The organism is Enterobacter sp. PGRG2 (assembly GCF_030291195.1).
GTDB lineage: Bacteria > Pseudomonadota > Gammaproteobacteria > Enterobacterales > Enterobacteriaceae > Enterobacter_D.
Genome location: NZ_CP127837.1, coordinates 409,020 through 427,910 on the forward strand (window position 1 = coordinate 409,020; position 18,891 = coordinate 427,910).

The 18,891-nt window shown below is 54.9% G+C and carries 18 protein-coding genes, 1 pseudogene and 1 riboswitch; of the genes and pseudogenes, 10 read left to right on the forward strand and 9 right to left on the reverse strand.

Features of this window, described 5'->3' with window-relative positions:
- Positions 1–1,741 (reverse strand): DUF2264 domain-containing protein (locus QRD42_RS01740; protein WP_321988062.1); only part of this gene is annotated, 1,741 nt, incomplete at its 3' end.
- Positions 1,742–1,907: 166 nt separating this feature from the next.
- Here QRD42_RS01740 and QRD42_RS01745 point away from each other — a divergent pair.
- Both QRD42_RS01745 and QRD42_RS01750 read left to right on the forward strand, forming a co-directional pair.
- On the forward strand, positions 1,908–2,792 hold the full coding sequence (locus QRD42_RS01745; RefSeq protein ID WP_321988063.1) for a helix-turn-helix transcriptional regulator: 885 nt from the start codon (positions 1,908–1,910) through the stop codon (positions 2,790–2,792).
- Positions 2,793–2,961: 169 nt separating this feature from the next.
- On the forward strand, positions 2,962–3,813 hold the full coding sequence (locus QRD42_RS01750) for a glycosyltransferase family 32 protein (RefSeq protein WP_321988064.1): 852 nt from the start codon (positions 2,962–2,964) through the stop codon (positions 3,811–3,813).
- Between the two features lie 41 nt (positions 3,814–3,854).
- Here QRD42_RS01750 and parE read toward each other — a convergent pair whose 3' ends face one another.
- From parE to nudF, 5 genes are read right to left on the reverse strand one after another with little or no spacing between them, the layout of a single operon-like run.
- On the reverse strand, positions 3,855–5,747 hold the full coding sequence (gene parE / locus QRD42_RS01755) for a DNA topoisomerase IV subunit B (protein WP_072569745.1): 1,893 nt from the start codon (positions 5,745–5,747) through the stop codon (positions 3,855–3,857).
- A 41-nt stretch (positions 5,748–5,788) separates the two neighbouring features.
- Positions 5,789–6,364 (reverse strand): esterase YqiA, encoded by a 576-nt coding sequence (yqiA, locus tag QRD42_RS01760; protein ID WP_072569744.1) that lies wholly within the window; start codon positions 6,362–6,364, stop codon positions 5,789–5,791.
- On the reverse strand, positions 6,364–7,191 hold the full coding sequence (gene cpdA / locus QRD42_RS01765) for a 3',5'-cyclic-AMP phosphodiesterase (protein ID WP_072569743.1): 828 nt from the start codon (positions 7,189–7,191) through the stop codon (positions 6,364–6,366). The genes yqiA and cpdA overlap by 1 nt, the downstream gene beginning before the upstream one ends.
- 24 nt (positions 7,192–7,215) lie before the next feature.
- A complete protein-coding gene (locus tag QRD42_RS01770) occupies positions 7,216–7,638 on the reverse strand; it encodes a DUF1249 family protein (RefSeq protein WP_072569742.1) in 423 nt (140 codons plus the stop codon).
- On the reverse strand, positions 7,635–8,267 hold the full coding sequence (gene nudF, locus QRD42_RS01775) for an ADP-ribose diphosphatase (protein ID WP_072569741.1): 633 nt from the start codon (positions 8,265–8,267) through the stop codon (positions 7,635–7,637). The genes QRD42_RS01770 and nudF overlap by 4 nt, the downstream gene beginning before the upstream one ends.
- 205 nt (positions 8,268–8,472) lie before the next feature.
- Between nudF and tolC the strand changes: the two genes are divergently transcribed.
- The 3 genes from tolC (at position 8,473) to QRD42_RS01790 (ending at position 11,942) form a co-directional block, all read left to right on the forward strand.
- Positions 8,473–9,948: an outer membrane channel protein TolC gene (tolC, locus tag QRD42_RS01780; RefSeq protein ID WP_072569740.1), complete on the forward strand. Its 1,476-nt coding sequence runs from the start codon at positions 8,473–8,475 to the stop codon at positions 9,946–9,948.
- A gap of 159 nt (positions 9,949–10,107) precedes the next feature.
- Positions 10,108–10,776 (forward strand): DUF1190 family protein, encoded by a 669-nt coding sequence (locus QRD42_RS01785; protein WP_318375611.1) that lies wholly within the window; start codon positions 10,108–10,110, stop codon positions 10,774–10,776.
- 5 nt (positions 10,777–10,781) lie between these two features.
- A complete protein-coding gene (locus tag QRD42_RS01790) occupies positions 10,782–11,942 on the forward strand; it encodes a glutathionylspermidine synthase family protein (protein WP_318363463.1) in 1,161 nt (386 codons plus the stop codon).
- A gap of 38 nt (positions 11,943–11,980) precedes the next feature.
- Here QRD42_RS01790 and ygiD read toward each other — a convergent pair whose 3' ends face one another.
- Complete coding sequence (ygiD, locus tag QRD42_RS01795) at positions 11,981–12,769, reverse strand: 4,5-DOPA dioxygenase extradiol (RefSeq protein ID WP_072569737.1); 789 nt, start codon at positions 12,767–12,769, stop codon at positions 11,981–11,983.
- 196 nt (positions 12,770–12,965) lie between these two features.
- On the opposite strand from ygiD, the pseudogene zupT reads away from it, so the two are divergent.
- Positions 12,966–13,743 (forward strand): annotated as a pseudogene (gene zupT, locus QRD42_RS01800) (zinc transporter ZupT).
- On the opposite strand, the gene QRD42_RS01805 reads toward zupT, so the two are convergent.
- Positions 13,740–13,940 carry a hypothetical protein gene (locus QRD42_RS01805; RefSeq protein WP_321988065.1) on the reverse strand — a complete coding sequence of 67 codons (201 nt, stop codon included), beginning with the start codon at positions 13,938–13,940 and terminating at the stop codon, positions 13,740–13,742. The pseudogene zupT and the gene QRD42_RS01805 sit on opposite strands and share 4 nt — an antisense overlap.
- A gap of 351 nt (positions 13,941–14,291) precedes the next feature.
- Between QRD42_RS01805 and QRD42_RS01810 the strand changes: the two genes are divergently transcribed.
- Genes QRD42_RS01810 through dsbI form a run of 3 tightly spaced genes read left to right on the forward strand, consistent with a single transcriptional unit; the run spans position 14,292 to position 17,472 of the window.
- Complete coding sequence (locus tag QRD42_RS01810) at positions 14,292–16,085, forward strand: aryl-sulfate sulfotransferase (RefSeq protein WP_321988066.1); 1,794 nt, start codon at positions 14,292–14,294, stop codon at positions 16,083–16,085.
- Positions 16,086–16,120: 35 nt separating this feature from the next.
- Entirely contained in the window at positions 16,121–16,789 is a 669-nt protein-coding gene (locus QRD42_RS01815) for a thiol:disulfide interchange protein DsbA/DsbL (RefSeq protein ID WP_321988067.1), read from the forward strand.
- Positions 16,790–16,794: 5 nt separating this feature from the next.
- A complete protein-coding gene (gene dsbI / locus QRD42_RS01820) occupies positions 16,795–17,472 on the forward strand; it encodes a protein-disulfide oxidoreductase DsbI (protein ID WP_072569732.1) in 678 nt (225 codons plus the stop codon).
- A gap of 70 nt (positions 17,473–17,542) precedes the next feature.
- On the opposite strand, the gene ribB is transcribed toward dsbI, so the two are convergent.
- The gene (gene ribB, locus QRD42_RS01825) at positions 17,543–18,196 is read right to left on the reverse strand and encodes a 3,4-dihydroxy-2-butanone-4-phosphate synthase (protein ID WP_072569731.1); all 654 of its coding nucleotides are present in this window, start codon (positions 18,194–18,196) and stop codon (positions 17,543–17,545) included.
- Between the two features lie 104 nt (positions 18,197–18,300).
- A riboswitch (FMN riboswitch) is annotated at positions 18,301–18,452 on the reverse strand.
- Between the two features lie 120 nt (positions 18,453–18,572).
- On the opposite strand from ribB, the gene ubiK reads away from it, so the two are divergent.
- Positions 18,573–18,890 (forward strand): ubiquinone biosynthesis accessory factor UbiK, encoded by a 318-nt coding sequence (gene ubiK / locus QRD42_RS01830; RefSeq protein WP_072569730.1) that lies wholly within the window; start codon positions 18,573–18,575, stop codon positions 18,888–18,890.
- Position 18,891: the final 1 nt, after the last annotated feature.

The following is an 18,891-nucleotide window of genomic DNA, read 5'->3' on the forward strand; positions in this document are numbered from 1 at the left end:
GGGTAAATGCCTCCTGATGCGCGCCGGCGCGAACCGCACAGCACAGCCAGTGCTGACCCGGCGCCAGCTCGCCGGTCAGCACCGGAATGGCGGCGCATTCGGCAAACATCACGCTGCTGTTCGGCGGCGTAATAATGCAGTCCGCCTGGCGTGACGCCCCGGCGGGTAAAGACAGGATGGCGCTGGTGCCATTACGGGCCTGGAGCAAGCAGCCGTCAGCCAGCAGCTGCGGCTCCGCCTTGATTACCGCAAATCCGCCTTCGGTACTGTTTAAATGGCGGGCGGTGTTGATGTGGTGAATGCGCACATGCCAGTCGCCGCAGGGGATAAGCCAGCTGGCGATCTGCACGTTATGCCAGGGTGACCAGCGCGAAAAAATATGATCGTCTCGCACCACCACCTCGTCGCACTCGCGGCGGCCACGCCAGTAGTTATCCCCTTCCGAGAGCAGCAGCATGGAGTCGCAGGCGGCGTGCTTAATGCCGTAGCGCCCGCGCTCAATGGTGAAACCAAAGCGGCTGGAGTAGGCGAATTTGGTGTATTTGGCTTCGGTATTCACATAATTGTTCAGCTCCAGTTGCCCGGAGGTGAGCATGTACACATGCTGTGAATTCTCGCTGTGCACGAGGATCTGCTGCGCATGGGGAATGACACGTTTATTGTCCAGCGCGGGCAGCGGCTGCTCTTCCGCCAGCCAGAACGGATGCTCCGCGGGCAGCGCCAGGATGAGGAAGACTTTCAGCGCCCAGTACGGCGATCCCGGTGAGTTATAGTCTTCGCAGAAAGCGAGGTTGGGATACGCGAAACCGAGGGTCAGAATGCCGTCGCGGTCAAAAATAGGCTGTTTCAGCCACCAGCGCAGATGGCGCAGGATAATGCCTTTCACCACGCCCGGCGAGAACACGTCCAGCCCGGCAAACGCCACGCCGCTCCAGAATGCCACCATTGCGAAACGGTAGGTCAGGCTGCGGCCAAAGGGCACCGACTCGCCTCCGGTCGCCGACATATAAATAAAATCTTGCGCAAACTGCGCGGCACGATCGCGCAGGATCTGCGCGCGGGCGGGATCGTCTTCGCCGTTGAGCGTGGCGTAGATCAGGCCGTAAAAGTGGAATGCCATTGAGATGTAATAATCTTTCGGACGACCGGGGCCATCGGCGTACCAGCCGTCGCCCAGATAATAGGCTTCCATCAGCTCAAAGCGATGCTCGATAGCACCGCGATCCCAGGGCAGCCCGGCGCGCTTGAAGCCCAGCTGCACCATAATGGCGAAGTAGTTCCAGTTGCTGTCCGGCATTTGCGCGTCGGTGATCTGGTTCAGCCAGCGATGCAGGTTTTCCCGCTCGCGGGCGGTGAAGCTTTCCAGCAGTTTATCCTGCAATAACGAAAGCCCCAGCCCGTAGGCCGCCATCTCCACCAGCCGCTGATCGTAAGGCCCGGTATCGCCCCAGTATCCGGCGCTCTGCGGATCGGTGCCCTGTTTAATCGCCGTGAGATATTTATCGCTGTACGGCACGGGTTCGCCCCCCGCCATCAGCGGAAAAACGCCCCACAGCGCGCGTGACAATCCCTCCATCATGGCTATATCAGCGCCGTAATGGGCGCAGGTATCCCCTAATGGAAAGCCTGAGCTTCCTGCGGGAAACTGCCGATCCAGCGCGCTGAGCATGGTCATTAATGCATCAACCACCTCCGCACGGGAAGACAATGTATTTGAGGTTTCTGTAGTCGCCGTCAGCATGGTTCTGCCTCTCACAATCAAGTGGCACAAGCATAGTGAATCGGCGACAGCCAGAAATGTTACCTTTGTCACACCCGCAGAACTCTTTTGAACTGGCTGTTGAGAAAATTTAAAAAAAGGGTTTATAAATGCTTTTTGACCGTTAAAAGTTGAGAATTATTGCACCATGTCCGAAAGGTGGCCGTCGGATCGTCTGGAGTTAATTACCCTTAACGATGCCATAGTGTCGTTCAGCCGCTTGTTTGCCAATACGGTGCGTTACCATCACTGGCATCAATGTCTGGAAGTGCTGTACGTCGAGGAGGGCTACGGCATCGCCATCGTCGATAACCGGCAGTACACCATGCGACCGGGGCGGCTGTTTATTTTCCCGCCCTTCACGCTGCATAAGGTGATGGTCGACGAGCAGGCGCAGGACTGTTATCGCCGCACTATCATTCATGTCGATCAGCATGCAGTGCTCAAGATCCTGCGGGATTTCCCGCAAAACCAGCAGCGCCTGCAAAAGCTGTCGACGCGCGGCGGCCCGGCGCTGGTGGTGGATGCTTCTGCCCAGCATGCCCATATTGATAATCTGTTCAGTCTGTATGCCCGTCTTGCCGCCACCGCCCCGCTGAATGCGGAGCAGGTCGCCTGCCTGCTGCTGACGTTGTTCACTATGCTGCCGGATGATAACGCTGCGCCCTCGGATAACCGGCAGAGCCTGGCGACGCAGGTGATGTTCTGGCTGGAGGAAAACTACCAGCAGAAATTCAGCCTCGACACCCTGGCGCAGGAGCTGGGGAAATCGCGCAGCTATCTCTCCCGCCGCTTTCATGTGGAGACGGGGGAGCATCTGCATCAGTATCTGAATACCATCCGCCTGCGCAAAGCCTGTGAGGCGCTGTTGCACAGCCCGCTGAGCGTCAGCGAGGTGGCGGCGGTGGTCGGATTTTCCGATGTCACTTACTTTATCAGCGCCTTCCGGAAGGGGATCGGTGAAACCCCGTTGCAGTACCGGAAAAATCATTCGCCTTCAGGTAAATCCGCAGAGAAAGCGTCCGGCAAATAAGCTTTTTCTTATCGTTTATTCCTTCCCGGTATATTTTACTTTTATATACATTCTGAATAGCTGAAAGACGGAACTCCTCACCGAGGACGATGGTCTGAATAAGCGCTGATACGTTTTCTTATTTCTTTTTGATAGCAGGATCCGGACTTTTCTGTTTCGAAGGATGCCTATGAACAAGGTGCCAAAAAAAATTCATCAAATATACACAAAAGGCTGGTATGCATTACCGGAGAGCATCGTTACTTCTATTGAAAAATTAAAGAAGAATAATCCGCACTGGACCTATCACTTTTATGACACCAGCATGATTAAGGATTTTATTCGCCAGCACTATGGCGAAGAGATGCTGAATACCTGGCTTATGATCAACCCAGAATACGGCGCGGCACGGGCGGATTTTTTTCGTTATCTGATGCTGTACGTGGAAGGCGGGGTCTATCTGGATATCAAAAGCGCCTGCTCGCGACCGCTGGATGAGGTTATCCCTGACGACTGTCAGCTATTGCTGTGCAGCTGGCAAAGCACGGCCTGCGGGCGTCGGAAACAGACAGGTCGTCACGAGGAGCTCTCTTTTCTGGAAAATGGTGAGTATCAGCAGTGGAACATCACGGTCTGCGCGCGTTCGCCGTGGATCAAAGGGGTGATCGATGAAGTGGTGTCACGCATAAGGTCTTACAAACCCTGGGTGTATGGCATCGGGCGAATGGGCGTGCTGCGTACCACCGGCCCTGTTCCCTTTTCAATCGCCATCGCCAGAATAAACGCCTGCGCGGGTTTTTATCATATCGAGAATTATCGGGATTGCGGATTTGTTTATACCAGCGTCGATAAAACGGCGTTAAAACAAATAAAGAAGAGTCAGTATGCGCGACTGAAAACGCCGGTGGTGAAGTTAAGTTCGCAGGACCATAAAAAATATGTGCTGTGGCTGTGGTTCGTTTTTCCTTTCCTGCGCTTAAAGAAGAATATTATTAACGAGACCCGCAATCTGATGATAAAGCTCAGGCTGGCGAAAGCATAAAAAAAAGCGGGGCGATAATTCGCCCCGCTGTTATTTGCTGATTAGCCGTCAAGTTCGGCGAGATCGCCTTTTTCCTGCAACCAGTTACGGCGATCTTCGGAACGCTTTTTCGCCAGCAGCATATCCATCATCGCCGTCGTGCGCTGATCGTCTTCATCGCTGATGGTCAGCTGCACCAGACGGCGCGTGTTGGGATCAAGCGTGGTTTCGCGCAGCTGCATCGGGTTCATCTCGCCGAGGCCTTTAAAGCGCTGGACGTTCGGTTTGCCCTTCTTGCGCTTCAGCTGTTCCAGCACACCGGCTTTTTCCTCTTCGGTCAGCGCGTAGTACACCTCTTTACCGAGATCGATACGATACAGCGGCGGCAGCGCCACATAGACGTGCCCGTGCTTCACCAGCGTGCGGAAGTGCTTCACGAAAAGCGCGCACAGCAGCGTGGCGATGTGCAGGCCATCGGAATCCGCATCCGCGAGGATACAGATCTTGCCGTAGCGCAGCTGGGTTAAATCTTCGCTGTCCGGATCGATACCGATGGCCACCGAAATGTCGTGCACTTCCTGGGACGCCAGCACTTCATCGGAGGAGACTTCCCAGGTGTTAAGGATTTTACCCTTAAGCGGCATGATCGCCTGATATTCACGATCGCGCGCCTGTTTCGCCGAGCCGCCCGCCGAGTCCCCTTCCACGAGGAAGAGTTCGGTACGGTTCAGATCCTGCGCGGTACAGTCCGCCAGCTTGCCGGGCAGTGCGGGGCCGCTGGTCAGCTTTTTACGCACCACTTTCTTGGCGGCGCGCATACGGCGCTGGGCGCTGGAAATCGCCATTTCCGCCAGCATTTCGGCTGACTGGACGTTCTGGTTCAGCCAGAGGGTAAAGGCATCTTTTACCACGCCGGACACGAAGGCCGCGCACTGACGTGAAGAGAGGCGCTCTTTGGTCTGCCCGGCGAACTGCGGATCCTGCATCTTGACCGACAGGACGTAAGCGCAGCGATCCCAGATATCTTCCGCCGACAGCTTCACGCCGCGCGGCAGAATATTGCGGTATTCGCAGAATTCACGCATCGCGTCCAGCAGCCCCTGACGCAGGCCGTTGACGTGCGTGCCGCCTTGCATGGTAGGGATCAGGTTGACGTAGCTTTCCGTCAGCAGCTCACCGCCTTCCGGCAGCCACAGCAGCGCCCAGTCCACCGCTTCTACGTCACCGGCAAAGCTGCCGACAAAGGGTTTTTCCGGTAGCGTGGGCAGGCCGTTTACCGCCTCGCCCAGATAGTCGTTCAGCCCGTCGGCATAACACCAGCGCTGTTCGCTGCCGTTCACTTCATCTTTAAAGGTGATTTCCACGCCAGGGCAGAGCACTGCCTTGGCTTTCAGCACGTGCGTCAGACGGGAGACCGAGAAACGCGGGCTGTCGAAGAAGCTTTCATCCGGCCAGAAGTGGACGCTGGTACCGGTGTTGCGTTTCGCGCAGGTGCCGATCACGTCCAGCTCTTTAACCTTCTCGCCGTTTTCAAAAGCGATGTTGTAGATTTTGCCGTCGCGACGCACGTTCACTTCCACGCGTCGGGACAGGGCGTTAACGACGGAGATCCCCACGCCGTGCAGGCCGCCGGAGAACTGATAGTTTTTGTTGGAGAATTTACCGCCCGCGTGCAGACGGCAGAGGATCAACTCCACCGCCGGAACGCCCTCTTCCGGGTGAATATCCACCGGCATGCCGCGGCCATCATCGATAACTTCCAGCGACTGATCGGCGTGCAGAATGACATCCACGCGCTTCGCGTGACCTGCCAGCGCCTCATCCACGCTGTTATCAATAACTTCCTGGCCCAGATGGTTTGGGCGGGTGGTGTCGGTATACATCCCCGGACGGCGGCGAACCGGCTCAAGCCCGGTCAGTACCTCAATGGCATCAGCGTTATAGGATTGCGTCATGGTTTGTTCGTAGATAGTGATCGCATCGTTTCCCGACAGACTTAATGCAGTCCGAGGAAATCGATAATCTGTGTGAAATGATCGTCAAAGCCCACAAAGGCATGGTTTCCGCCTTCGATAACTGTCTGGCGGCATGACGCGTAATACGCGACGGCCTGGCGGTAATCCAGCACTTCATCGCCCGTTTGCTGTAGCAGCCAGAGTAAATCCGACGCTTCCAGCGGGTCAATCTGCATGACTTTAAGATCGTAAATATGGCGTGACTCTAGCACATATTGCTGACCGGTGTAGGGGTTCTCGTTCTGCCCCAGAAAATCCCGCAATAATTCAAAGGGCCGCACCGCCGGGTTCACCACGACGGCAGGCAGCATAAAACATTGTGACAGCCAGGTGGCGTAATAGCCGCCTAAAGAGGAACCGACGATACCGAGCGGCTCGCCGCCGTGTCTGAGCACCAGCGATTCCAGCAGTTCAGCGGCCTCGCCAGGATAGGGCGGCAGTTGCGGCACCACCATATTGATGTGCGGATGATGCCCGGCAAGCCACTGTTGCATCTGGGTGGCCTTCGCCGAACGCGGCGAACTGTTAAAGCCATGCAAATAAAGAAGCGTAGACATCAGTAACCTTCTGAAGCGGTATCCGGACGAAACTGCGTGCTTTGCAGGCGGCACACTTCCGTATGCAGCGTGCCGTCGGCGCGCAGTTCCAGCCAGCGCCAGCCGGGAGCGGCGGTATCCAGCGTAAAATTAGAACAGTGCGGTTTGAACTGCACGCAGGTTGACGGCGTGGCAAGCAGACGGCGACCGTTCCAGTCCAGATCCTGCTCCTGATGAATATGGCCGCATAACAGATATTTCACCTTTGGGAAGCGCACCAGCACGTTGTCCAGCTCCTGCGCATTGCGCAGACTGTGCTGATCCAGCCAGCCGCAGCCCGCCGGCAGCGGATGATGGTGCAGCAACAGCAGCGTATGGCGATCCGGCGCATCCGCCAGCTTACGCTCCAGCCAGTCGAGCTGAAACTCGCTCAGTTCACCGTGCGGCACGCCGAACACCTGGCTGTCGAGCAGCAAAATTTGCCAGTGTTCGCCCGCAAAAACGCGTTTTGATGGCGAAATACCGGCATCCTGAAGCGTGCTGTACATGGCGGGCTGGAAATCATGGTTTCCCGGCAGCCATACGCAGGGCGCATCAAAGCTTGCGATGCCGTCAGCAAAATGCTGATAGGCCGCAGCCGTGTGATCCTGTGACAGATCGCCCGTCGCGACAATAAGATCGCAGTCGCGCTGTTGCGCGCGGATGGCGTCCAGCACCGCCCGATAGCTCTCCCAGGTGTTCACGCCTAACAGCGTTTCATGCTTCTCAGCAAACAGGTGAGTATCGGTTATTTGTAAGATCCTGATGTTGGCCTCACCAGCCAGCCCCAGATTTAACAGGCTTTCCAAATGGTGTCCTTAGGTTTCACGACGCTAACAAACCGGAATCGCCATTGCTCCATGTGCTAAACAGTATCGCAGCCAGTCGGCTAAAAACTGATTAATTTGATGCTTTTCGTCGCGTTGGTGCAACTTTTTGTTTGGGTAATCATAACGTGCCTTGAAGCGAAAAATCTGCTGGCTTGAACACACTTCAGCGACCATCGCATCATGATACAGACGTACCGTCAGCGACGGCAGGCTCCAGTAGCTTATCGCCGGAACCGTCTGTTCGATTTCCACCAGCGTAGTGTAGCGGGTGGACTCGGTAATGGTTAACCGGTATTGCGCATTTGCCACCTGATAGCTCACTGTTTCGCCGGGTGCGTCGGTACGGGGCAACAGGCGTCGCAACTGCGCGAAGTTGGTTTCGCACAGGCGCATCATCTCAGGGAAGTCAGGTGTGTAACGCTTCATTTTATCCACTCTTTTCTCAATGCTTCATAATGCAGCTGCAGCCATTGCAGGGCGATGACAGACGCTGCGTTGTCGATTTTCCCCTCTTCTACCCACTGGTAAGCCTGTTCCCGGCTCACCACATGAACACGAATATCTTCGTTTTCGTCCACCAGACCATGTATACCTTTGGCCTCTGTGGCATCCACTTCACCAACCAACAGCGATAACCGCTCGCTGGTGCCCCCCGGACTTGCCAGGTAGCTCATAAATTTCTTCACGCGGCCAACCTCAAGGCCCGCCTCTTCTACCGCTTCACGGCGCGCGACGTCCTCAACGGTTTCACCCTCTTCGATAATGCCCGCCACCAGTTCCAGCAGCCAGGGCGTCTCGCTGGTGTCATACGCGGCGATACGGATTTGCTCGATCAGTACGATTTCATCGCGCACAGGGTCATAGGGTAGCAACACTGCCGCGTGACCGCGCTCAAAAATTTCACGCCGTACTTCGTTGCTCATTTCCCCGTTGAAAAGGCGATGGCGAAAGCGGTACAAATCGAGCGAAAAAAAACCACTGTACAGTTTTTCCCGTGCAATAATTTCTACATCATTTTTGGTGAAAGTCGTGGCAACCGGTTTGTCTTTATTCATGATTCATCCCGCCCCTAAATAATGATGAAATTGTGGATTTCAAGGCACCAGCACTGCCGTTTACTGTACCTTGTGGTAGATTGGTGCAAATTAACGCCAGATGGCACGTAACGCCAACCTTTTGTCATGCTAGTCTCTGCTAGAATCGGCAATTATTTTTACTCTTTGATCAGCGCTATATCATGCTTCACAACAAGGAATGCAAATGAAGAAATTGCTCCCCATCCTAATCGGCCTGAGCCTTGCAGGTTTCAGCGCCATGAGCCAGGCAGAAAACCTGTTGCAGGTTTATAAGCAGGCGCGTTTAAGCAACCCGGAACTGCGCAGGTCGGCAGCAGACCGTGATGCCGCATTCGAGAAAATCAACGAAGCACGCAGCCCGTTACTGCCACAGCTGGGTTTGGGTGCGGATTACACCTACAGCAATGGCTTCCGCGACAGCAATGGTGTGAACTCCAATGCCACCAGCGCCTCTTTGCAACTTACACAAACCCTGTTTGACATGTCAAAGTGGCGCGCGCTGACGCTGCAGGAAAAAGCCGCTGGTATCCAGGATGTGACCTTCCAGACTGACCAGCAGACGTTGATCCTCAATACCGCCACCGCTTACTTCAACGTATTGAGCGCCATTGATTCGCTCTCTTACACTGAAGCACAGAAACAGGCGATCTATCGCCAGCTCGATCAGACAACGCAGCGTTTTAACGTTGGCCTGGTTGCCATTACCGACGTGCAGAACGCCCGTTCACAGTACGACACCGTACTGGCGAATGAAGTCACCGCACGCAACAATCTGGATAACGCCGTTGAGCAGCTGCGTCAGGTCACCGGTAACTACTATCCGGAACTGGCTTCCCTGAACGTTGATAACTTCAAAACTGACAAGCCGCAGCCGGTCAATGCCCTGCTGAAAGAAGCGGAAAACCGCAACCTGTCGCTGTTGCAGGCGCGTCTGAATCAGGACCTGGCGCGTGAGCAGATCCGCCAGGCGCAGGACGGCCATTTGCCGACCCTGGATCTCACCGCCTCTACCGGCGTGTCTGATACCTCGTACAGCGGTTCTAAAACCAACAATGCGCAGTTTGATGACAGCAACGTTGGTCAGAACAAAGTAGGCCTGAACTTCTCTCTGCCGATTTTCCAGGGCGGAATGGTTAACTCACAGGTGAAGCAGGCGCAGTACAACTTCGTTGGCGCCAGCGAGCAGCTCGAAACCGCGCACCGCAGCGTGGTACAGAACGTTCGTTCCTCCTTTAACAACGTTAACGCGTCCATCAGCAGCATCAAGGCTTATGAGCAGGCCGTGGTTTCTGCGCAAAGTTCTCTGGATGCGAGCGAAGCGGGTTACTCCGTGGGTACGCGTACCATCGTCGATGTGCTGGACGCCACCACGGCGCTGTATAACGCCAAGCAGCAGCTTTCCAGCGCGCGTTATAACTATCTGATCAACCAGCTGAATATTAAATCCGCCCTCGGTACGCTGAACGAGCAGGATCTGCTGGCGCTGAACAGCACGCTGGGTAAACCGACCTCAACCACGCCTGAAGCCGTGGCGCCGGAAAATCCACAGCAGGATGCGCGCGTGCAGAACATCGCCGCCGACGCACAGTCCGCGACCACCGCTGACGCCCCTGTGGCAACCAACAGTTCACGTAGCGGCGCTAATCCGTTTAGCCGTTAATCTGTTCAATGGGGGCGTCAGCCCCCATTTCAACGTAAGACAACGTAAAGATCCCTCTTCACCACCCGTTCCGGCCCGATCGCGCTTCATTTTCGACCACTCATCCTCTATCCTGAGCATTATTCACCTTGCTGTAACTCTGGGTTCTGGAAGACATCTATGAAACGGACAAAAACGATTAATCATGCGACGTTCCGCAAAAGCTGGAGCGCACGCCACCTGACGCCGGTCGCCTTTGCCGTCACTGCCGTGTTTATGCTGGCAGGCTGCGAACAAAGCGACGAAACGGTATCCATGTATCAAAATGCGGACGACTGCACCAGCGCCAACCCGGGCAAAAGTGCGGAATGTACCACTGCCTTTAATAACGCGAAAAAAGAAGCCGAACGTACCGCGCCGAAATACGCTACGCGTGAAGATTGCGTGGCTGAATTTGGCGAAGGCCAGTGCCAGCAGGCCCCTGCTCAGGCAGGCATGGCCCCGGAAAACCAGGCGCAAACCCAGCAAAGCGGCAGCTTCTGGATGCCGCTGATGGCGGGTTATATGATGGGTCGTCTGATGGGCGGCGGCGCAGGCTTCGCGCAGCAGCCGCTGTTTACCTCACGCAACCCGGCCAGCCCGGCTTATGGCCAGTACACCGATGCCTCCGGTAAAGGCTACGGCGCCGCACAGCCAGGCCGTACCGCCACCGTGCCGAAAACCGCGCTGGCCCCTAAACCGGCCACCACAACCACCGTGACCCGCGGCGGGTTCGGCGAATCAGTCGCTAAACAATCCACCATGCAGCGCAGCGCTGCTGGCACCTCTACACGCTCAATGGGCGGCTGATACGCATGGAAAGAATCAGTATTGTTGAGCGCCCGGACTGGCGCGAAAAGGCCACCGAGTACGGCTTTAACTTCCACACCATGTACGGCGAGCCGTACTGGTGTGAAGACGCCTACTACAAGCTCACCCTCGCACAGGTTGAGAAGCTGGAAGACGTCACGGCGGAACTGCACCAGATGTGCCTGAAGGTGGTGGAAAAGGTGATTGCCAGCGATGCGCTGATGACTAAATTCCGCATTCCTAAACACACCTGGGGCTTTGTGCGCCAGTCCTGGCAGACGCAGCAACCCTCGCTTTACTCCCGCCTCGATCTGGCGTGGGACGGCGTGGGCGATCCTAAACTGCTGGAGAACAACGCCGATACGCCGACCTCGCTGTATGAAGCGGCGTTTTTCCAGTGGCTGTGGCTTGAAGATCAGCTGAATGCCGGCAATCTTCCCGCCGGTAGCGATCAGTTCAACAGCCTGCAGGAAAAGCTGATCGAGCGCTTCGGCGAGCTGCGCGACCAGTATGGTTTTAACCTGCTGCACATGGCCTGCTGCCGGGATACCGTGGAAGATCGCGGCACCGTGCAATATTTGCAGGACTGCGCCGCCGAAGCCGGTATCGCCACCGAATTCCTCTATATGGAAGACATTGGCCTCGGTGAAAAGGGCCAGTTCAGCGATTTGCAGGATCAGGTGATCAGCAATCTGTTCAAGCTTTATCCCTGGGAATACATGCTGCGCGAAATGTTCTCCACCAAGCTGGAAGACGCTGGCGTCCGCTGGCTGGAGCCGGCGTGGAAAAGCATTATTTCCAATAAAGCGCTGTTACCGATGCTGTGGGAGATGTTCCCGGATCATCCAAATCTGCTGCCCGCCTGGTTTGCCGAAGACGAGCATCCGACGCCTGAAAAGTACGTGGTGAAGCCAATTTTCTCCCGCGAAGGCGCAAATGTGTCGATCATTGAAAACGGTCAAACCATTGAGCAGGCGGAAGGCCCGTACGGCGAAGAAGGCATGATTGTGCAGGAGTTCTGCCCGCTGCCGAAATTCGGCGACAGCTATGTGCTGATTGGCAGCTGGCTTATCAACGATCAACCTGCGGGGATCGGCATTCGCGAAGATCGGGCGTTGATCACCCAGGATCTGTCGCGCTTCTATCCGCATATTTTCGTGGAATAATCAAAACCCGGTGGCGTTCTGCCTACCGGGTTTTTTGTTTACCCTATCTGTACCGACAGCATACTGATCGAGCCCATTTCCAGACCTTCCACCGGAATAGTGACCGGCTCCTGGCCGTCCCACGCGCCCAGCACGTAGAGCAGCGGCAGGAAGTGATCCGGCGTCGGGTTCGACAGCGAACCGCCTTCATGATCAAGATAATTCACCAGCGGATGCTGCTCCGTCGGCCCTTTCCAGGTCAGATTATCCTTCACATAATCGTTAAATGAGACGGCCCACGGATAAGGCGTGTTTTCGCCGTGCCAGCGCGCCGTGCGCAGGTTATGCACCACGTTGCCGCTGGCCACCAGCATGATGCCCTGATCGCGCAGCGTGGCGAGCTTGCGCCCCAGTTCGTAATGCCAGGCCGCCGGTTTGGTGCTGTCGAGGCTGAGCTGCACCATCGGAATATCCGCCTGCGGGTACATCTTGATCAGCACGCCCCAGGATCCGTGGTCAAAACCCCAGGCTTCCTGATCCAGCGTCACCGGGATCGGCGCTAACAGATCCACCAGTTGCTGCGCCAGCGCAGGTGAGCCGGGGGCCGGATAATGGGTGTCATACAGCGCCTGCGGAAAACCGCCAAAATCATGAATGGTCTTTGGCTCCGCCATAGCTGTCACGCCGGTGCCGCGGGTAAACCAGTGTGCAGAGATCACCACGATGGCTTTCGGACGCGGCAGCGTCTCACCAAGATGCTGCCAGGTACGGGTGTAAATGTTATCTTCAAGAACATTCATTGGGCTGCCGTGACCTAAAAATAGTGCTGGCATACGCGGTGCTGACATGGTCATATCCTTACAAAGGCGGGAAATAATATGCCTTTACCTTACGCTGTTTCCGTTGCGGATAAACGCAGATAACCATGATGAAGATCATCAGGAATTTTGAATGTAAGAAATGCGTAAAGGACGAATGACCCGCTCGCGTTGGCGGTAAATCCTCATTAACATAAATGAGAATGATTATCACAAGGAGTTGTTAATGTCAGTTCCCTTGATCCTGACCTTACTGGCTGGCGCGGCCACCTTTATTGGCGCCATTCTCGGCGTGATGGGCCAGAAGCCCTCCAATCGCGTGCTGGCTTTTTCACTGGGTTTTGCCGCGGGCATCATGCTGTTAATTTCTTTGATGGAGATGCTGCCTGCGGCCTTAGCCACGCCGGATATGCCGCCTGTTTCTCGGCTACGGCATGTTTATCGTCGGCCTGCTCGGCTACTTTGGCCTCGATCGCCTGCTGCCTCATGCCCATCCGCAGGATCTGCTGCCCGCCACAGAAGGCGAGCCATTGCCGCGTAACCTCAGGCGCACGGCGATCCTGCTGACCCTTGGCATCAGCCTGCACAACTTTCCGGAAGGGATCGCCACCTATGTGACGGCGAGTAACAACCTTGAACTCGGCTTTGGCATCGCCCTTGCCGTAGCGCTGCACAATATTCCTGAAGGGCTGGCGGTGGCCGGGCCGGTCTATGCCGCCACCGGCTCTAAGCGTACCGCCATTTTCTGGGCGGGTATTTCAGGACTGGCGGAGATCCTCGGCGGCGTGCTGGCGTGGCTGATCCTCGGCAACCTGCTTTCACCGCTGCTGATGGCGGCGATCATGGCGGCGGTGGCGGGTATTATGGTCGCTCTGTCGGTGGATGAGCTGATGCCGCTGGCAAAAGAGATCGACCCCAACAACAACCCCAGCTACGGCGTGCTGTGCGGCATGTCGGTGATGGGCCTGAGCCTGGTACTGTTACAGTTTCTGGGCGTGGGCTAAGCGTCTTTCTCTGCGGCTGCCGGAGACTGTCCGGCAGCTTTCACCTCTTTTCCTTTTTTACTCTGGCTGAGCTTTTGCAGCCCTGCCAGCAAGGCGTCTCTGTCCTGTCGGTACGCGGCGCAGTAGCGTTTTATATGACAGACGTAGCCCAGGATCGCCACGCCGATGATCACCAGCCAGTACCATGGGATAAACATTTATACTCTCCTGATAATCTGCTTTCGCGCGGAGGCTTTCGACGCGCATATTTTCTCATAGTGACAGACTTTTACGCTTATAAACTGATACCGATCATACAAACACCTGCTAACAGCAATAAACATCTTTATATATTCTTAAAAATAAAAGCTATGGAAGCGGCTCACATAATTTTATCAGGATGATTTACCCGCGCACGCACAGGCTTATTATTACTGCGCAGTTCATACATATTATTACTCACCACAGATTCGGTATCGCTATTAATCATGAAAGTATAACTCCGCTCAATAAACGGCAAAATCATATTTATTATGAATGATTAAAGTCGTCAAAAAAGGAATTTTATTATGCTCAAACCCTACCAGAAGCTGTTAATCGCTGGCATGGCATTATCCTTTAGCCTGACAACCGCCAGTTCCCTCGCCGCCGGATTTCAGCCTGCGCCACCGGCAGGAAAATTAGGTTCAGTCATTGTCGACCCCTACGGTAATGCCCCGCTCACCGCGTTAATTTCCCTCGACAGCCATAACATTTCCGATGTGAAAGTTACGGTGCATGGCAAAGGGGAAAAAGGCGTCCCCATCAGCTATGCCGTGGGTGCCGCGTCACTCAGGAATTACGGCGGCATTCCAGTTTTTGGCTTATATCAAAAATACAATAATAAGGTCACGGTGGAGTACAAAGAAAACGGTAAAGCCGTGAAAGAGGATTACGTTATTACGACATCCGCTATCGTGAACCATTATGTCGATAACCGTTCCTTCAGCGATCTGCAACAAACCAAAGTGATTAAAGTCGCTCCCGGTTTTGAAGATCGCCTTTATATGGTGAATACCCACACCTTTACGCCGCAGGGTTCCGATCTGCACTGGCATGGCGAAAAAGATAAAAATGCGGGGATCCTTGATGCCGGTCCCGCAGGCGGCGCGCTGCCGTTCGATATTGCCCCCTTCACTTTTGTAGTGGACACCCAGGGGGAATACCGCTGGTGGCTGGAGCAGGACGCGCTCTATGACGGCAAAGATGTCGATATTAATAAACGCGGCTATCTGATGGGGATCCGCGAAACGCCGCGCGGCACCTTTACGGCGGTGCAGGGTCAGCACTGGTATGAATTCGATATGCTCGGCCAGGTGCTGGAAGATCATAAATTACCGCGCGGCTTCCTGGACGCCACCCACGAGTCGCTGGAAACGCCTAAAGGCACCGTGTTACTGCGCGTGGGCAAACGCAACTACAAGCGCGATGACGGGCTGCATGTTCACACCATTCGCGATCACATCATCGAAGTGGACAAGTCCGGACGCGTCCTTGACGTCTGGGATCTGAATAAAATCCTCGATCCCCTGCGCGACAGTCTGCTGGGCGCGCTGGACGCCGGGGCGGTATGCGTTAACGTCGATCTGAAACATGCCGGGCAGCAGGCGAAGCTGGAGCCTGATACGCCCTATGGCGATGCGTTAGGCGTAGGGCCGGGCCGCAACTGGGCGCACGTGAACTCCATTGCCTACGATGCCAAAGATGACTCGATTATTCTCTCCTCCCGTCATCAGGGCGTGGTGAAAATCGGCCGGGACAAGCAGGTGAAATGGATCCTCGCGCCGTCAAAAGGCTGGAACGAAAAGCTTGCGCCTAAATTGCTGAAGCCCGTAGCGAAAGATGGCAAACCGCTCACCTGCGATGAAAACGGCAAGTGCCAGAACACCGATTTTGATTTCGCTTACACCCAGCATACCGCCTGGTTGTCCAGCAAAGGCACCCTGACAGTCTTTGATAATGGCGATGGCCGCGGCCTGGAGCAACCCGCTCTGCCCACCATGAAATACTCGCGTTTTGTGGAATACAAAATTGACGAGAAAAACATGACGGTGCAGCAGGTGTGGGAATATGGCAAAGATCGTGGATATGATTTTTACAGCCCCATCACCTCGGTCATTGAATATCAGAAAGACCGTGACACTATGTTCGGCTTCAGTGGTTCCATTCACCTGTTTGACGTCGGTCAGCCCACTATCGGTAAGCTGAATGAAATCGACTATAAGACCAAAGAAGTTAAAGTCGAAATTGATGTGTTATCTGACAAACCTAACCAGACTCATTATCGCGCGCTGATGATGCATCCGCAGAATATGTTTAAGTGATGCGCTGCATTTTATCTGTTAATTAAGGAATGATTATGCTGACTAAATATCTTAAGGCTCTGCTGCGTAGCGCAGTGGTGTTATCCGCGCTCATGATGCCCTTTATGGCATCGGCGTTTACGGAAGGCACGGATTATCAGGTGCTGGAAAAACCGATCCCCAATGCCGATAAAACCTTAATTAAGGTTTTCAGCTACGACTGCCCGTTTTGTTATAAATATGACAAAGCCGTCACCGGCCCGGTTTCTGCAAAAGTCGCCGATGTGGCAGCATTTACCCCCTTCCACCTGGAAACCAAAGGGAAATACGGCAAACAGGCCAGCGAATTATTTGCCATTTTGATCCTGAAAGACCAGGCGGCGGGTACGTCGCTGTTAGATGAGAAGTCGCTGTTTAAAAAGGCGAAATTTGCTTACTACCAGGCCTATCACGATAAAAAAGAGCGCTGGGACGGCGGTGCTGATGATTTCCTGAAAACCGGACTGGATGCGGTAGGCATGACGCGCGCGCAATTTGACGAGGCGGTGAAAACGCCGGAGGTACAGGCACTGTATGAACGCTGGAAAGCCAGCTATGACGTGGCCAAAATCCAGGGCGTTCCGGCTTACGTGGTGAACGGTAAATATCTTATCTACACCAAAAATATAAAATCCATCGACTCCATGGCTGAACTCATCAAAGAGCTGGCGGCTAAACAGGGATAGTGCCTATGAATTTCCTTAAGGGATTATGGCGCTCGCTAAAAACCTCGCCGGTGGACACCTTAGTCCGCTGGCAGGAGACGCGCTTTTTATGGCTGTTAATGGTGGCTGCCATGGGTGGGCTGATCGTTCTGGCGCATTCGTTTTTCCAGATCTATCTCTACATGGCTCCCTGCGAGCAGTGCGTTTATATCCGTTTCGCCATGTTCGTGATGGTATTCGGGGGGATAGTCGCGGCCATTAACCCTAAAAACCTTGTGCTGAAGCTAACGGGCTGCGTGGCGGCGTTTTACGGCAGCATCATAGGGATGAAATATGCCATCAAGCTGAACGGCATTCATTACGCGGTGCATAACCCGGATCCGGACGCGCTTTTTGGCGTTCAGGGATGCTCAACGGAACCCACCTTTCCGTTTAATTTGCCGCTGGCGTCCTGGGCGCCGGAGTGGTTTAAACCCACCGGCGACTGCGGTTATGATGCGCCCGTAGTACCGGATGGCGTGACCCTGAGCAGCGTGCAGAAATGGTTTATCGATCTGTATCAGCAGTCGGAAGGCTGGTATCTGATCCCGCCATGGCATTTCATGAACATGGCGCAGGCCTGCCTGCTGGCGTTTGGCACCTGCTTTATCCTGCTGGTAATTATGAGTGTTGCCTGGGGAATAAAGCTTAGCCGGGGAAAATAGCGGAGCGTTAAAATGCAAAAATCCGAAGCCAGGAAACTGACTTCGGATTTTTTATTCGGCTTCTTAACGCTTAGCTGGCTTTACGCTCATGCTCACGACGGTAAGCCACCAGATCTTCAATGGTGACAACCGCCATGTTGTGCTGCTGCGCAAAGGCAATGCACTCCGGCGCGCGGGCCATGGTGCCATCATCATTGGTCAGTTCACAGAGCACGCCTGCAGGTTTAAACCCGGCCAGCGACACCAGATCGATGGTCGCTTCGGTGTGACCACCACGGGTCAGCACGCCGCCCGGCTGCGCGCGCAGCGGGAACACGTGGCCCGGACGGTTAAGATCGGACGGCTTCGCGCCATCGGCGATAGCAGCGCGAATGGTGGTGATGCGGTCAGCGGCAGAAACGCCGGTGGTCACGCCATGCGCGGCTTCGATGGTCACGGTAAAACCGGTGCCGTATGCGCTGGTGTTGTTTTCGACCATCATTGGCAGGTCGAGCTGTTTACGGTGCTCGTCGGTCAGGCACAGGCATACGATGCCGCTGCCGTGACGGATAGTCAGCGCCATTTGTTCAACGGTCATGGTTTCGGCGGCGAAAATCATATCGCCTTCGTTTTCACGGTCTTCGTCGTCAAGCACCATTACCCCACGGCCTTCGCGCAGTGCGGTTAACGCGAGTTCAACGCGTTCAGAAGGAGTGCCAAAAGAAGAAAGCAGCGTCTGATTCATGGTAAAAAAACCTCATTAACATTATGGTTACCAGAATCAGGGCAGTCTTAGGAGTACCGCACAGCGGCAAAAAAATAACGTGAACGGGCCTCGCCCGTCTGGATCGTTACTCTCTCCCATCCGGACTCTAACCGTCGGCCCCGGAATTACACCGGATCTGCTGACCTTCAGACTTGCATCTGAAGCGCTCGCGGGCTTTCGGCGTAGCTGCCGATTTACCGCCGGTGGGGAATTTCGCCCCGCCCTGAGAATAAGCGCGATAACTATAACGCTATTGATTATTGGCGGCAATGCCCGCGTGGTAAACAAATCTGGTTTAACCCTGCGCTTAACACGCTACAATGTATGCTATTACCCACACGAACAGGGAACGACTATGATTGACCCGAAGAAAATTGAACAGATTGCCCGTCAGGTTCACGAGTCCATGCCGAAAGGCATTCGCGAGTTTGGCGAAGACGTAGAGAAAAAAATCCGTCAGACGCTGCAATCGCAACTGACGCGTCTCGATCTGGTCAGCCGTGAAGAATTCGATGTGCAGACTCAGGTTCTGCTGCGCACCCGCGAGAAGCTGGCGCTGCTGGAGCAACGCATCAGCGATCTGGAAAATCGCCACACCACAGAAGAAGTGAAACCGGCTCCGGCCATTCCGCCGGTTGACGTGGTAGATGTCGACACGGACGTGCAGAAATAAA

Excerpts from the sequence above, each read along its gene's own strand:
- QRD42_RS01750 (WP_321988064.1), top strand. The coding sequence starts at position 2,962 with ATGAACAAGGTGCCAAAAAAAATTCATCAAATATACACAAAAGGCTGG.
- parE (WP_072569745.1), bottom strand. The coding sequence starts at position 5,747 with ATGACGCAATCCTATAACGCTGATGCCATTGAGGTACTGACCGGGCTT.
- QRD42_RS01770 (WP_072569742.1), bottom strand. The coding sequence starts at position 7,638 with ATGAAGCGTTACACACCTGACTTCCCTGAGATGATGCGCCTGTGCGAA.
- QRD42_RS01745 (WP_321988063.1), top strand. The coding sequence starts at position 1,908 with ATGTCCGAAAGGTGGCCGTCGGATCGTCTGGAGTTAATTACCCTTAAC.
- ygiD (WP_072569737.1), bottom strand. The coding sequence starts at position 12,769 with ATGTCAGCACCGCGTATGCCAGCACTATTTTTAGGTCACGGCAGCCCA.
- dsbI (WP_072569732.1), top strand. The coding sequence starts at position 16,795 with ATGAATTTCCTTAAGGGATTATGGCGCTCGCTAAAAACCTCGCCGGTG.
- QRD42_RS01815 (WP_321988067.1), top strand. The coding sequence starts at position 16,121 with ATGCTGACTAAATATCTTAAGGCTCTGCTGCGTAGCGCAGTGGTGTTA.
- QRD42_RS01805 (WP_321988065.1), bottom strand. The coding sequence starts at position 13,940 with ATGTTTATCCCATGGTACTGGCTGGTGATCATCGGCGTGGCGATCCTG.
- QRD42_RS01790 (WP_318363463.1), top strand. The coding sequence starts at position 10,782 with ATGGAAAGAATCAGTATTGTTGAGCGCCCGGACTGGCGCGAAAAGGCC.
- nudF (WP_072569741.1), bottom strand. The coding sequence starts at position 8,267 with ATGAATAAAGACAAACCGGTTGCCACGACTTTCACCAAAAATGATGTA.
- yqiA (WP_072569744.1), bottom strand. The coding sequence starts at position 6,364 with ATGTCTACGCTTCTTTATTTGCATGGCTTTAACAGTTCGCCGCGTTCG.
- QRD42_RS01810 (WP_321988066.1), top strand. The coding sequence starts at position 14,292 with ATGCTCAAACCCTACCAGAAGCTGTTAATCGCTGGCATGGCATTATCC.
- ribB (WP_072569731.1), bottom strand. The coding sequence starts at position 18,196 with ATGAATCAGACGCTGCTTTCTTCTTTTGGCACTCCTTCTGAACGCGTT.
- QRD42_RS01785 (WP_318375611.1), top strand. The coding sequence starts at position 10,108 with ATGAAACGGACAAAAACGATTAATCATGCGACGTTCCGCAAAAGCTGG.
- tolC (WP_072569740.1), top strand. The coding sequence starts at position 8,473 with ATGAAGAAATTGCTCCCCATCCTAATCGGCCTGAGCCTTGCAGGTTTC.
- ubiK (WP_072569730.1), top strand. The coding sequence starts at position 18,573 with ATGATTGACCCGAAGAAAATTGAACAGATTGCCCGTCAGGTTCACGAG.